The following is a 12,841-nucleotide window of genomic DNA, read 5'->3' as shown; positions in this document are numbered from 1 at the left end:
AAAAAGAACGGCATAAAAGCCGTTCCTGCAAGGCATTCTAATCTTAAGGGAGACGGCTTGTCAAGGCACTCCGGCGGTACCGGTGAATTGCCGCTCGACGACGAGATCGGCCGCGAGCAGGAGTACGTCTCGATGCTCTACGACCGGCTGGACGGGTTGCGTGAGCAGGCCACCCACCGGCTCACCGCCGAGCTGCGCAACACCGGCGGCACCCTCCAGGACCGCTCCCAGCGCGACAGCTCCGTGGCGATGTACGCCGACCAGGTCGAGCAGTTCTCCGCCGTGGAGAATGGTCTCTGCTTCGGCCGGCTCGACGGCGACGACGACTCCCGCCGCTACATCGGCCGAATCGGGATCTTCGACACCAGTGGCGACTACGACCCGCTGCTGATGGACTGGCGGGCCCCCGCCGCGCGTCCGTTCTACCTCGCCACCGCCGCCAACCCGCAGGGCGTACGCCGGCGGCGGCACCTGCGCACCCGCCAGCGCAAGGTGACCGGGCTCAACGACGAGGTGCTCGACATCGACAGCGCCTCGCCGGGCGGGCACGAGGAGCTGACCGGCGAGGCGTCGCTGCTCGCCGCCCTCAACGCCGGCCGGACCGGCCGGATGCGCGACATCGTGGAGACCATCCAGGCCGAGCAGGACGGGATCATCCGCGCCGATCTGCCCGGCGTCATGGTGGTCCAGGGCGGCCCCGGCACCGGCAAGACGGCGGTCGCGCTGCACCGGGCGGCGTACCTGCTCTACACACACCGGCGGGAGCTGTCCAGCCGGGGTGTGCTGCTGGTCGGCCCGAACGCGACGTTCCTGCGCTACATCTCCCAGGTGTTGCCCACTCTGGCCGAGACGGGCGTGCTGCTGCGTACCCAGGGTGATCTGTTTCCCGGGGTGAGCGCCCAGCGCGTCGAGCCGGCCGAGACCGCGGCGCTCAAGGGCCGGGCGGTGCTCGCCGAGGTGCTGGCGCTGGCCGTCCGGGACCGGCAGTGGGTGCCGGACGAGCCGCTGGAGATCGAGGTGGAGCGCGAGGTGCTGACCCTCGACCCGGAGACGGTGCGCGCCGCCCGGGACCGGGTGCGCCGCACCGACCGGCCGCACAACCTGGCACGGGCGCTGTTCGACGTGGAGATCGTGCACGCGCTCGCCGACCAGGTGGCGGAGCGGATCGGCGCCGACCCGCTGGGCGGGGACAACCTGCTCGACGAGGCCGACCGCGCCGAGATCCGTCGCGAGCTGCGCGAGGAGACGGAGATTCAGGCCGCCCTCGACCGGCTGTGGCCGGTGCTCACCCCGCAGCGCCTGCTCGCCGACCTGTACGCGGACCCGGACCGGATCGCCGTCGCCGCGCCGATGCTCAGCGAGGACGAGCGGGCCCGGCTGCATCGCGAGCCGGGCGGGTGGACGCCCGCCGACGTGCCGCTGCTGGACGAGGCCGCCGAGCTGCTCGGTGAGGACGAGCGGGCCGCCGCCGCCCGCCGGGACCGCATCCGGATGATGGAACGGGAGTACGCCGAGGGCGTCCTGGAGATCGCCCGGGGTTCCCGCTCGATCGACGTCGAGGACGAGGCCGAGGGCGGTGAGATCCTCGGCGTGACCGACCTCATCGACGCCGACCGGCTGCTGGAGCGGCAGGAGGAGGCCGACCGGCTGACCACCGCGCAGCGCGCCGCCGCCGACCGGACCTGGGCGTTCGGGCACGTGATCGTGGACGAGGCGCAGGAGTTGTCGCCAATGGCGTGGCGGCTGCTGATGCGCCGCTGCCCGAGCCGGTCGATGACGATCGTCGGGGACGTGGCACAGACCGGCGCGCTCGCCGGGACGCCGTCCTGGGCCGATGCCCTCGCCCCCTACGTGGCGCAGCGCTGGCGGTTGACCGAGCTGACGGTCAGCTACCGCACGCCGGCCGAGATCATGGCGGTCGCCGCCGACGTACTGGCCGAGATCGACCCGGCGCTGCGACCGCCGCGCTCGGTGCGCGAGAGCGGCGTACCACCGTGGGACCGGGCGGTGCCCGACGAGCAACTGCCCGCGGAGCTGGTGTCGGCGGCGACGCGCGAGGCCGCCGGGCTGACCGAGGGCCGGCTCGGCGTCATCGTGCCGGCCAGCCGGGTGGACGCGCTCGGCGCGGCGTTGACCGCCGCGCTGCCGGAGGCCACGGTGGGCGAGCACCCGGAGTTGGAGAGCCGGGTGGTCGTGCTGACGGTCGCGCAGGCCAAGGGCCTGGAGTTCGACTCGGTGCTGGTGGTCGACCCGGACCGGATGGTGGCGGAGTCGCCGCGCGGGCCCAGCGACCTGTACGTCGCGCTCACCCGGGCCACCCAGCGCCTGGGCGTCCTGCGCCCCTGCCGCTGACCGACCGCCGCGCCCCCGCTGACCGGCCGGTCGGCGGGGGCGGGCTCACCGTCGGTCAGTCGGTCGAGCGGTCCCGGATGGACTTGCCCGGCCCGGTGGCGGACGTGGACTGGTCGCTGGTGCTGCCCCCCATCGGGGTGCTCAACCCGCCGGTGGTGGCGTCCCCGGTCGTCGTCGGGGCCACCTTGCCGGGGTGCCGCTCCGGCTGGCGGGCGACCCGCCGCACGCTCGCCGGGCCGGCGGTGCCACCGGTGGTGGTCACCGCGCCCTGCCCGCCGACCGGGCCACCGTCGCGCAGCACCTGCGGGTCGACCCGCTCGTGCGCCGGGTCGAGCGGGTCGTCTCGCTGGATCTGGCTCTCGATGTCGGTAGGAGGCAGTGTCACCTCGTCGAGGGCGCCCTCGCCGTACACGCCGCCGGCGATCCGGTTCTCGGCCCGCCGGGCGGCCTCCTGCCGCATGTCGTCCTCACGCACGGTCATCACCTCGCAGAAGCTGTGGAACTGACGGCGTGCCCGGTCACCGGTCGGCCAAACCCGCAGCACTCGCCCGTCGACCCGGAAACGGACATTCGCCCCGAGCGGTGATGATGCGGGGCGCGACCGGGTGACACGGACGCGGCCCGGCTGCCGTCGATTCTTTTTCGGTCGGAGGAGAGTGTTACCTGGTCGGGGGCCTCGGGTAGTCGGGGGGTGTCCCCGCCGTGAAAGCGAAACCGTGCCGTGGCCGAAACGCGGTAGCGGGGCGAGGGAATGCAGGTACGACTCATCGCATCCTGAGGAGGACCAGATGAGCACGCAGGCTGCTTCCACCCGGCCGATGAACCGGCCCGTGAACGACCCGCAAAATCCCGCCATGATGCGGGACACGCAGCAGATGCCGGCAATGCGCGACGGGCACCGAGACCCGATGCCGTCGCCGGGTACGGAGACCAAGCAGGCGTTCCTGACGACGGAATTCTGGATCTACGCCGCTGCTGTCGCGCTCGTGGTGATCGCCGCGTTCTGGCGGGGCGCCGCCACCAACGGGTTGAACATCAACAACCCGAACCAGGCGTGGTGGTATCTGACCGTCCTGACAGGTGGTTACCTGGTCAGCCGTGGTCTGTCGAAGGCTGGCTCTGCCAGCCGGTCCGCCAAGGAGCGGAGCATGCGCTGACGCCCCTGCGTGAACGGTGGCCTCCGGGAGAGTTCTCCCGGAGGCCACCGTCGTCTGTGGAGGCGTTACTCGTCGCCGCCGAAGTCGCCGAAGTCGCCCTCGAAGGCGTCCTCGATCATCTCGCCGGCGATCATGCCGCCGGCGACGCCGAGCGCCGCGCCGGCCACCATGCCGCCCACGCCGCCCATACCGCCGTGCCCGCGGCCATGACCGTGGCCGTGGCCGTACTGGGAGCGCAGGCTGCCATAGCGGGACGTCGTCTCGCGCAGCCAACCGTCGACGACCTGCGCCCAGTCGACGCGGTCGACGTCGGCGTGCGACACCTGGTAGCGGCCGAACGCGTCGTGCCCGGCGCTGAGGAAGCCGCCCCGCTTGTCACACTCCAGGATCACCTCGACACCACGCTGACTCGTCACGAAGGTCAGCTCGACCTCGTTGATGGTGCCCGCGTACTGCGGGGAGGCGAAGAACTCGATCTCCTGGTAGAACGGCAGCGTCTGCTGCACGCCGCGGATGTGACCGCGCTCCAGGTCGGCGTGCTTGAACCGGAAACCGAGGCGCTGGAACGCCTCCAGGATCCGCTCGTGCACCGGCAACGGGTGCACCGCCACGTGGTCCAGGTCGGTTTTGTCGACCGCGCGGGCCACCGACAGCTCCGTCCGCAGGCCCATCGTCATGCCGTGCAGGCGCTGGCCGTACACGTCGGTGATCGGGGTCTCCCACGGCACCGGAAGCTGGAACGGGATCGACAACTCCTGCTTGGGCGCGAGCTGGAACGCGCCACTGACGGCCATCCGGTGAAACTCCATGGTGCCCGCGTACTCCGTGTCGTGGCCCTCGACCTCGACCCGGGTGACTAGACCGATCACCACCTGCTCGATGGCCGCCGGGCTGTCACCGCCGACGAGGTTGACCTGCCCGTCGAGGGTCAGGCCGGGCCGGGTGTTGGGGTTGGTCAGCACGGTGTCCACACTGGGACCGCCCACACCGAACGCGCTCAACATCTTCTTGAAGACCATCGAAACTCCTGTGCGACAGCCGACCGCTCCACCATGGAGTCGGACGTTGACTCACCGCGCACCCTATCCAGCACCCCTGTGAGATGGCTGTGAGCGCGCCACACCGGCGACCTGGTGTCGATCAGCGTCGCGCGCGGATCATGCCGGGGGTCAGATCCCCGATCGCCAGGTCGGCTGCGCGCTCGGGATCGTCGCCGGCCCGGCGGAGCAGCCCGTCGACACACCAGTGACCCGAGCGGTCGGCGCCATCGGTGACATCGAGATCAAGGTCGAGGTTGCACCGCTCGCCGGCGACGGTGACCTCCCAGTCGGGCCGACGCCGGTGCACCGCGAGCAGTAGCCGCCATGCCAGGTCGTTCCGCCGGTCACGACGCAGCGGATCGCATTCGCGCAGGGCCTCGGCGACGTGGTCCGCGTCGGGATCGAAGCCGTCCAGCAGCGGCAGCAGTGACGGATCTGCCAGGTACGCGGCGGCCCGGATGGTGAACCTGTGGACCTCGTCGTGGGAGAGCATCTCGCGTACCAGTGGAAGTGCCCGTGCGTCCCGCCGCCGGGCCAGCCCTCGGGCACCTTCCGCGCGTACCTCCGGGTCGACGTCGCGGGTACGGTCCCACAGCGCCCGGCGGACGGCGTTCCCGTCGGCGGTGCTCACCCAGCCGAGCCCGAAGGTGGCCCACTCCCGCACGGCGGTATCGGAATCGGTGGACAGGTCGATCAGCACCGCCTCGCCGGCTTCGGCCGGAGGATCGTCGAGGACCGCCGGCACCGCGACAGCGACCTGGAACCGTACGTCGCTGTCGGGACTGCCCGCGAGGGTGACAAGGGTGGGCAGGGCGCGGGGATCGCAGGTGGCGCCCAGGGCGCGCGCGATCGACCAGTGCACCTCGGGATCGGCCTCGGTGCTGGCCAGCGAGATCAGGGCCGTCGCGGCGGCCGCACGCAGGTCGTCCCCGTGCACAGCGCCCGCGTAGCCGAGCAGGTCGCACGCCGCCGCGCGCACCACGCGGTCCGGATCAGCGAGTTTGCCGACAGCCAGCCGGAGGGCCACCACGCCCGCGCCGGCCGCCTGCCGGAGCAGCTCCGACCCGTCGTCGGAGTCGCCGTCCTCGACGGTACGCCGCAACCGCTGCACCGCCCGGTCGAACAGGTCCGCCACCTCGTGCGCCTCCACGCTCGACATGGTGCCCCCCGGCCAGTGGCTGCCGCCACCAACTTTTGATCGACTCGACATCGCCGATATGGGGCTATCAGCCGGCCGGGACACCCCGACATCGGCGATGTCGAGTCGATCACGGCTCGGTGCGCGTGAACGTGCCGTCTTTGACCCCGTTGACGAAGGCAGTCCAGCCGCTGACGCCGTAGACGAGGGTCGCCGCCGCGCGGTCCTTGCTGTCCCGCACCGCCACCCGACCAGACCCGTCGAGAACAGGCCCGGCCTCGACGCAATTGCCACCGTTGTCGGGGCTCCTGGTGCTGATGTGCCAGGCGACATCAGGCATGGACTCGCTCATGACAGCTCCTCCGCGAGTGCTGTGATCAGCTTCGCCGACTCAGTCGCACTGAGTGCGGCCTCCCGGAGGCGATCGTACGCGCGGACGTACCGCGAGGCATTGTCCGATTCCAGGAAGAGACGCCCACCGAGGGTTTCGGCATGGGCGACGTCTGAGTACGGGGCCGGCATCCTGAAGAGCCAGAAAGTGCCATCCAAACCAGCATGCAACCCAAGTGTCAGCGGGACGACGCGGATCTCGACTGTCGGCTTCGCGGTAGCGACGGCCAAGTGGGCCAGTTGGGCAGCCATCACGCTTCTACTCATGATGGGTCGCCGGAGGGCCGTCTCTTCGATGATCACGGCGAGCCTCATCGGCGAAGGACCGTCCAGCAGCCGCTGCCGATCCATCCGCAGTTGGACCCACCTGCGGATCTCGACCTCGCTCGCGGAACTGGGCTCGGCATTCCTGATGACCGCCTCGGCGTAGTCGCGTGTCTGAAGCAGACCGGGTATCAGATGCGCCGCGTAGGTACAGACCTCATCGGCTCGCGACTCCAACCACGGGAAGTCAATGAACGAGTTGTCGTAGATCGTCTTGTCGAAGCCGTTGTCCCAGCGGTCGACGCGCCAGGCGTCCTGCGCGAGCTGGATGAGCCGCTCCCGTTCCCGCTCGTCGTAGACGCCGTAAAGGTCCAGCAACGCCACGACGAGATCTCTCCGGAAGGGCCATTCCGCCCTCTCGTAGCGAGCCAGCGACGAGAAGTCACGCTCAAGATACTGCGCGACGTACTTGAGGGTGAGCCCACGCTTCTCGCGCAGCTCACGCATCTGCTGGCCCAGCCATTGGGCACGCAGGGTTCGAACGAACGGCTCCCTGTTCGCGGCCATGCTCACCTCTCCAGGACACCCAAAGAAGGATTCCGTTGGTGTCGTTGCACCAATGCCGGGGCCACTGGAAACGTGGCCCGCGGGTGAGGGTGATCGCCGGCCCCCGGGGAAACCCGGTGCAAACACGGCAACCGCAGCTGTGCCAACAGCCGAGAAGGTGACGAGAGGCGGCCTCGCGAGTGGCAGTCGCATACCGGCTCTCGTCGGGTCTCAACTAGAGCGTCGGGATGTACGAATCCCGGCTCCGAACCGACTTGCACGAATACCTACCACGAAGAAGGGCGCTCTCGCGACCCCGACCCACCATCGACCGACGACGACAGAGGTGACCGATGACCAGAGGTGAACGATGACCAGAGGCACGCACCACGACGGCGGTCGGCTGCATCCGCGGCACGTGCGCGACCATCAGTTCGCCACCGTGGGCTTCGGCCGGCGGGGCTTCGACCCTCGGGAGGTACGGCGGTTCCTGCACCGCGTCGCGCTCGAACTGACCGCGCTGCACCACGACCTGGCACTGCTCAGCGAGGAGAACGTGCGGGTGAAGCGGGCGCTGCGTGCCCGGCAGAGCGCCTGGTCCGAAAGGCGTCAGTGGTGATCCCACCAGACCGGATCTTCGTACCGCTGCCTCGGGCCGCCGTGCTGGCCTTCACCGAGCCGACCGACTCGGCCGACGCGCCACCTCGGCACGTGATCCACCTTCCGGTGGCGGTTGTCGACCTGGCCGGCGCACTGGAATTGGCCCGTGCTCTCGCCCGGTCGCTGACCGCGACGTCACAGATCGACATCGGCGGCATCACCGTGTCGGCAGAGGACACGCAGCACGTACGACAGTGGGTCTTCTGTGACCGGATCATGCCCGACCGCCACCGGTGCGCGCGGCCGGCCGACCACGACGGTCCCTGCTCTCCTGTCGACGATCCCTGACCCACATCTATCCTCGTGGACGATGACAATGGGGAGAAGGGCACACGCCGCCGTGCTCGCTGCGGCGGTCGCGTTGCTGGCGGTGGTCGGGTGCGACACGGCAGCGGTTGACGAGACGCGTGGATGCCAGGAGCAGCGGCAGCTCGACGAGGCGAAGGTCCGGGTCAGCCGCTGGGAGCCGCCGGATGAGCTTCCGTTTATCGGCGACTATTCGGAGATTCACTGGCAAGCGCGCGCGTTGGGCAATCCGTGTTCACGGATGCCGGGCCCGACGGACTGGGAATACCAGGGCGTCATCATCCTGCGTCCCGAGGACGCACACCGGTTGGCCGAGCGGTTCGAGTTCGTTTCGTTCACATCCATCGACCCGGCCGAGCTGATCCACTCACACACGCCTACGGACGTGCGACCGGACCTCGCACCGTTCCTCCCGACCAAGCCACAGTGGCTGCACAGTCAGACCTACAACGATGCGCTACCGTCGACACGCTGGCGGGTGGTGTTCCTGGACGTGCAGCATCACACGCTCCTGTTCATGCTGAACGATCATTAGACGAGTCCTAACCGGTCTCCACGACGACCAGTTCGCCTACCTGTTCGCCGATCGTGGTGCGGGCGTCCGCTGGCAGCCCTCGGTCGGTGATCAGCACGTCGGCCGCCTCCAGCGGGGCGATGGTGGCGATGCCGATCGTCTCCCACTTGGTGTGGTCGGCGAGCACCACGAGCCGGCGGGCCGCGCCGATCAGACACCGGTTGACGCCGGCCTCCAGCAGGTTCGGCGTGGTGAAGCCGGTACGCGGGCTGAGCCCGTGCACACCCAGGAACAGCAGGTCGACGTTGAGCGCGCTGATCGCGGCCTCGGCCACCGGACCGGTCAGCGCGTCCGACGGGGTACGGATGCCACCGGTCAACACGACCGTCTGGTCGGCGCGCGGGTTCTGGTAGAGCGCGTCGGCAACCGGGATCGAGTTGGTCACCACGGTCAGCCCGTGCACATCGGAGAGCAGGGTGGCCAGCGCGGCGGTGGTCGTCCCGGCGGACAGCGCGATGGCCATCCCCGGCTCCACCATCGTCGCCGCCCGCTCGGCGATGGCCCGCTTCTCCGTCTGCTGGCGGATCGACTTCGCGGCGAACCCGGGCTCCTCGGCCGAGCCCGGCCCGGCGAGGGTCGCGCCGCCGTGGACCTTGTCCACCAGGCCGCGCTCGGCCAACACCTCCAGGTCGCGCCGGATCGTCATGTCGGACACGCCGAACCGGCTGACCAGGTGGCTCACCCGCACGCCGCCACGCTGGCGGATCAGATCGAGGATGGCGGTCTGCCGCTGCTGGGCCAGCATCTCAGGGAACCTCCTTCGCGCCGCGCTGGTCGCCGGGTCAGGCCGACTCGTCGGCCCGGTCCTCGCGGACCACGGCCACCTCGCCGGCCGGCACTGTCAGCTCACCCGCACACCGCGTCCCGGTCAACAGCTCGGTGCCGCGCGCCGCGACGCGTACCTCGGTCTCGGTGTGGTTGATCGCGAACAGCCAGGTCCGCTCGCCGTCGCGTCGTCGTACCACCTCCACCCCGGTCGGCGCCTGCGCCGCCGGGCGGACGCCGGCCTCGTCGAGCAGCCGGGCGACGAGCCGGTCGGTGGCCGGCTCGTCCAGCCGGGTGCCGACGTACCAGGCGGCGCCCGCGCCGACCGGCCGCCGGGTCAGCGCAGGCACACCCGGCAGGGGCCCGTCGGTGTACGACGCCAGCACCTCGGCGTCGTCGGCGTGCAGCCATTCGGTCCACACGTCGGCGGTGCTGCCGTCGTCGAGCCGGACCCGCTCGCCCTCGCGCAGCGGGAAGAACTCCTCGGTCCGTACGCCCAGCAGGTCCCGGAACGCGCCGGGGTAGCCGCCCAGCCGGATGTGGTCGTTGGGGTCCACGATGCCGCTGAAGTAGGTGACGGCCGCCGTGCCGCCGGCCTCGACGAAGCGGCGCAACGCCTCGGCGTCGGCGTCGCGGACCAGGTAGAGGGTGGGCACCAGGACCAGACGGTAGCCGCTGAGATCGGCCGACGGGTGGACGATGTCGGCGGTCACGCCGGCCCGCCACAGCGCGCCGTAGAGGGCGTTGATCCGGTCCGCGTAGGTGACGTCGGCGCTGGGGTGCGAATCCAGCTCGACCGCCCACCAGGCCTCCCAGTCGAACAGGATCGCCACGTCGGCGTCCACCCGGCTGCCGCGGATCTCGGCCAGCGCCTTCAGGTCCGCGCCGAGCTGGCAGACCTCGCGAAACACCTTGGTGTCCGGGCCGGCGTGCGGCACCAGCGCGGAGTGGAACTTCTCCGCGCCGGCCCGGGAGGCCCGCCACTGGAAGAACAGCACCCCGTCGGCGCCGCGGGCGACGTGCGCCAGGCTGTTGCGGCGCAGCTGCCCGGGCAGCTTGGCCACGTTGCGCGGCTGCCAGTTGACCGCGCTGGTGGAGTGCTCCATGAGCAGCCACGGGTCACCGCCGGCGACGCCCCGGGTGTGGTCGGCGGCGAACGCCAGCCCGAGGTGCGCCTGCGGGTTGGCGGCGGTCAGGTAGTGGTCGTTGGACACCAGGTCCACATCGGGGGCCCAGGAGTGGTAGTCCATGTGCTTGACGCCCATGCCGATCATGAAGTTGGTGGTGACCGGCTGGCGGACCAGCGTCGTCAGCACCTCGCGTTCGGCGCGCAGTTGGGCGCGCTGCTCGTCGGAGGAGAAGCGCAGGAAGTCGAGTTGCTGCGTGGGGTTGGCAAAGGTCGGCGCGGTGCGCGGCGGGTTGATCTCGGCCCAGTCGCCGTAGCGCTGGCTCCAGAAGGCCGTGCCCCAGGCGTCGTTGAGCCGGTCCAGGTCGCCGTAGCGGTCCCGCAGCCAGCCCCGGAACGCCTCGGCGCTGACGTCGCAGTAGCAGTGCACGTTGTGGCAGCCCAGCTCGTTCGAGACGTGCCACATGACCACGGCGGGATGCTCGGCGTACCGGCCGGCGACCGCCCGCACCAGCTCCAGGGAGCGCTCGCGGAACACCGGGGAACTGGGGCAGTACGCCTGCCGGCCGCCCGGCCAGAGGATCGCGCCGTCGGCCCGGCGGGGCAGCGTCTCCGGGTGCGCGCGGGCCAGCCAGGGTGGCGGGCTGGCGGTCGCGGTGGCCAGGTCGACCTGGATGCCGCCGTCGTGCAGCAGATCCAGGACCCGGTCCAGCCAGCCGAACTCGAACCGGCCCGGAGCGGGCTCCAGCAGAGCCCAGGAGAAGATGCCGACGGAGACCAGGTTGACCCCGGCCCGACGCATCAGCTCGACGTCCTCCGACCAGGTCTGCTCGGGCCACTGCTCGGGGTTGTAGTCGCCGCCGAAATAGATGTCGTTCCCCTGCCATCGCCGCATGACAGCTGAGGGTGCACCTGCCGCCGCACGGAAGTCAACAGGTTCCAACATCGACTTTGTTTCCAACGTTTACCACGTAACAGCCGTATCACGACTGGGTTATCAGAGGCGAACAGCCCTCTTGACAGCGGCCTATGGAGGGGTAGCTTGAGGCCCCAACTGGCCGATCGTGTTCGCCAATGTGGATTCTCGGTGGATCACGATGCGTATCCACAAGGCCGGACGCGCTCTTCACCACCCCTGACGGCCCTTGGGCGTAGCACCTCTTCATCCGCAGGAGGCACAGATGTCCCGTCCCCGATCCCAAGCCGAGTACCTGGCTCGGCTCGTACCGCCCTCCGTCGCCGGCATCAACCGACGGTCGCTGCTGGCCGGCGCGGCCGGCACGGGCGCGCTGCTCGGCACCGGTCTGCTCGCCGGCTGCGGCGACGACTCCGGCTCCGGCGGGTCCAGCAAGGACGTGTCGCTCGGATCCAACCAGTCCGACCCGAAGCCCAAGGACGTCCTCGCGAAGGTCGCCGACGGGTTCAAGACCGCCTCCGGCGTCCAGGTCGCGGTGAACACGGTCGATCACAACACGTTCCAGGAGAACATCAACAACTACCTCCAGGGCAAGCCGGACGACGTCTTCACCTGGTTCGCCGGCTACCGGATGCGCTTCTTCGCCCAGAAGGGCCTGGCCAGCGACATCAGCGACGTGTGGGGCAAGCTCTCGGGCTACTCGGACGCCTTCAAGAAGGCGTCCACCGGCGACGACGGCAAGCAGTACTTCGTCCCGGCGTCGTACTACCCGTGGGCCGTCTTCTACCGCAAGTCGGTCTGGCAGCAGCACGGCTACCAGGTGCCCACCACGCTGGACCAGTTCACCGCGCTCGGCGCGCAGATGAAGAAGGACGGCCTCATCCCCGTCGCCTTCGCCGACAAGGACGGCTGGCCGGCGATGGGCACCTTCGACATCCTCAACCTGCGGATCAACGGCTACCAGTTCCACGTCGACCTGATGGCCGGCAAGGAGGCCTGGACCTCCGACAAGGTCAAGAAGGTCTTCGACACCTGGGCCGGCCTGCTCCCCCTGCACCAGCCGGACAGCCTCGGCCGCACCTGGCAGGAGGCCGCGCAGTCGCTGCAGCAGAAGAAGAGCGGGATGTACCTGCTCGGTCTCTTCGTCGGTCAGCAGTTCAGCAACGACGAACAGAGCGACCTCGACTTCTTCACGTTCCCCGAGATCGACCCGTCCATCGGCGCGAAGGCCCTGGACGCCCCGATCGACGGCTACATGATGGCCCGCAAGCCCAAGAACGAGGACAACGCCCGCAAGCTGATGGAGTACTTCGGCGGCAAGACCGCCGCGGACATCACGGTCAAGAGCGACCCGACCACCCTGGTCGCCAACACCGGCGCCGACGTCAGCGGCTACACCGCGCTGCAGAAGAAGGCCGCCGAGCTGGTCGGGTCGGCCACCGAGATCGCGCAGTTCCTCGACCGGGACACCCGGCCGGACTTCGCCTCCACGGTGATGATCCCGGCGATCCAGCAGTTCATCAAGAACCCCAAGGACATCGACGGTCTCACGTCGTCCATCGAGAACCAGAAGAAGTCGATCTTCACTGACTGACGGCGGAAGGGGG

General features: G+C 69.9%; 13 protein-coding genes. 6 read left to right on the top strand and 7 right to left on the bottom strand.

Annotated features, from left to right (window positions below):
- Positions 1-57 precede the first annotated feature (57 nt).
- Positions 58-2,352 carry an ATP-binding domain-containing protein gene (locus ABZT87_RS28390; RefSeq protein WP_355139308.1) on the top strand — a complete coding sequence of 765 codons (2,295 nt, stop codon included), beginning with the start codon at positions 58-60 and terminating at the stop codon, positions 2,350-2,352.
- Positions 2,353-2,407: 55 nt separating this feature from the next.
- On the opposite strand, the gene ABZT87_RS28385 is transcribed toward ABZT87_RS28390, so the two are convergent.
- Positions 2,408-2,827, bottom strand: a complete 420-nt coding sequence (locus tag ABZT87_RS28385) for a hypothetical protein (protein ID WP_355139306.1) — start codon at positions 2,825-2,827, stop codon at positions 2,408-2,410.
- 313 nt (positions 2,828-3,140) lie between these two features.
- Here ABZT87_RS28385 and ABZT87_RS28380 point away from each other — a divergent pair, with 313 nt between their 5' ends.
- Positions 3,141-3,509, top strand: a complete 369-nt coding sequence (locus ABZT87_RS28380; RefSeq protein WP_355139304.1) for a hypothetical protein — start codon at positions 3,141-3,143, stop codon at positions 3,507-3,509.
- Positions 3,510-3,574: 65 nt separating this feature from the next.
- Here ABZT87_RS28380 and ABZT87_RS28375 read toward each other — a convergent pair whose 3' ends face one another.
- The 4 genes from ABZT87_RS28375 to ABZT87_RS28360 form a co-directional block, all read right to left on the bottom strand.
- Complete coding sequence (locus ABZT87_RS28375) at positions 3,575-4,528, bottom strand: sporulation protein (RefSeq protein WP_355139302.1); 954 nt, start codon at positions 4,526-4,528, stop codon at positions 3,575-3,577.
- A 121-nt stretch (positions 4,529-4,649) separates the two neighbouring features.
- Positions 4,650-5,699, bottom strand: coding sequence for a HEAT repeat domain-containing protein (locus tag ABZT87_RS28370; protein WP_355139300.1), 1,050 nt, complete (start codon positions 5,697-5,699; stop codon positions 4,650-4,652).
- Between the two features lie 118 nt (positions 5,700-5,817).
- Positions 5,818-6,039: a DUF397 domain-containing protein gene (locus ABZT87_RS28365; protein WP_355139298.1), complete on the bottom strand. Its 222-nt coding sequence runs from the start codon at positions 6,037-6,039 to the stop codon at positions 5,818-5,820.
- Positions 6,036-6,908: a helix-turn-helix transcriptional regulator gene (locus tag ABZT87_RS28360; RefSeq protein ID WP_355139351.1), complete on the bottom strand. Its 873-nt coding sequence runs from the start codon at positions 6,906-6,908 to the stop codon at positions 6,036-6,038. The genes ABZT87_RS28365 and ABZT87_RS28360 overlap by 4 nt, the downstream gene beginning before the upstream one ends.
- Before the next feature lie 349 nt (positions 6,909-7,257).
- On the opposite strand from ABZT87_RS28360, the gene ABZT87_RS28355 reads away from it, so the two are divergent.
- The 3 genes from ABZT87_RS28355 (at position 7,258) to ABZT87_RS28345 (ending at position 8,388) form a co-directional block, all read left to right on the top strand.
- A complete protein-coding gene (locus ABZT87_RS28355; protein WP_355139296.1) occupies positions 7,258-7,506 on the top strand; it encodes a DivIVA domain-containing protein in 249 nt (82 codons plus the stop codon).
- A 92-nt stretch (positions 7,507-7,598) separates the two neighbouring features.
- On the top strand, positions 7,599-7,835 hold the full coding sequence (locus tag ABZT87_RS28350) for a hypothetical protein (RefSeq protein WP_355139349.1): 237 nt from the start codon (positions 7,599-7,601) through the stop codon (positions 7,833-7,835).
- Between the two features lie 22 nt (positions 7,836-7,857).
- On the top strand, positions 7,858-8,388 hold the full coding sequence (locus tag ABZT87_RS28345; protein WP_355139294.1) for a hypothetical protein: 531 nt from the start codon (positions 7,858-7,860) through the stop codon (positions 8,386-8,388).
- A 7-nt stretch (positions 8,389-8,395) separates the two neighbouring features.
- Here the strand turns inward: ABZT87_RS28345 and ABZT87_RS28340 are convergent, their stop codons facing one another.
- A complete protein-coding gene (locus ABZT87_RS28340; RefSeq protein WP_354855408.1) occupies positions 8,396-9,172 on the bottom strand; it encodes a DeoR/GlpR family DNA-binding transcription regulator in 777 nt (258 codons plus the stop codon).
- 37 nt (positions 9,173-9,209) lie between these two features.
- A complete protein-coding gene (locus ABZT87_RS28335; protein ID WP_355139292.1) occupies positions 9,210-11,213 on the bottom strand; it encodes a beta-galactosidase in 2,004 nt (667 codons plus the stop codon).
- Between the two features lie 286 nt (positions 11,214-11,499).
- Here ABZT87_RS28335 and ABZT87_RS28330 point away from each other — a divergent pair, with 286 nt between their 5' ends.
- On the top strand, positions 11,500-12,828 hold the full coding sequence (locus ABZT87_RS28330) for an ABC transporter substrate-binding protein (protein ID WP_354855410.1): 1,329 nt from the start codon (positions 11,500-11,502) through the stop codon (positions 12,826-12,828).
- Positions 12,829-12,841: the final 13 nt, after the last annotated feature.

Source organism: Micromonospora sp. NPDC005237, assembly GCF_040607775.1.
Lineage (GTDB): Bacteria > Actinomycetota > Actinomycetes > Mycobacteriales > Micromonosporaceae > Micromonospora.
The sequence above is the reverse complement of the archived record's forward strand: the minus strand, read 5'-3'. Positions and strand labels throughout refer to the sequence as shown.

Excerpts from the sequence above, each read along its gene's own strand:
- ABZT87_RS28380 (WP_355139304.1), top strand. The coding sequence starts at position 3,141 with ATGAGCACGCAGGCTGCTTCCACCCGGCCGATGAACCGGCCCGTGAAC.
- ABZT87_RS28375 (WP_355139302.1), bottom strand. The coding sequence starts at position 4,528 with ATGGTCTTCAAGAAGATGTTGAGCGCGTTCGGTGTGGGCGGTCCCAGT.
- ABZT87_RS28365 (WP_355139298.1), bottom strand. The coding sequence starts at position 6,039 with ATGAGCGAGTCCATGCCTGATGTCGCCTGGCACATCAGCACCAGGAGC.
- ABZT87_RS28360 (WP_355139351.1), bottom strand. The coding sequence starts at position 6,908 with ATGGCCGCGAACAGGGAGCCGTTCGTTCGAACCCTGCGTGCCCAATGG.
- ABZT87_RS28355 (WP_355139296.1), top strand. The coding sequence starts at position 7,258 with ATGACCAGAGGCACGCACCACGACGGCGGTCGGCTGCATCCGCGGCAC.
- ABZT87_RS28345 (WP_355139294.1), top strand. The coding sequence starts at position 7,858 with ATGACAATGGGGAGAAGGGCACACGCCGCCGTGCTCGCTGCGGCGGTC.
- ABZT87_RS28340 (WP_354855408.1), bottom strand. The coding sequence starts at position 9,172 with ATGCTGGCCCAGCAGCGGCAGACCGCCATCCTCGATCTGATCCGCCAG.
- ABZT87_RS28335 (WP_355139292.1), bottom strand. The coding sequence starts at position 11,213 with ATGCGGCGATGGCAGGGGAACGACATCTATTTCGGCGGCGACTACAAC.
- ABZT87_RS28330 (WP_354855410.1), top strand. The coding sequence starts at position 11,500 with ATGTCCCGTCCCCGATCCCAAGCCGAGTACCTGGCTCGGCTCGTACCG.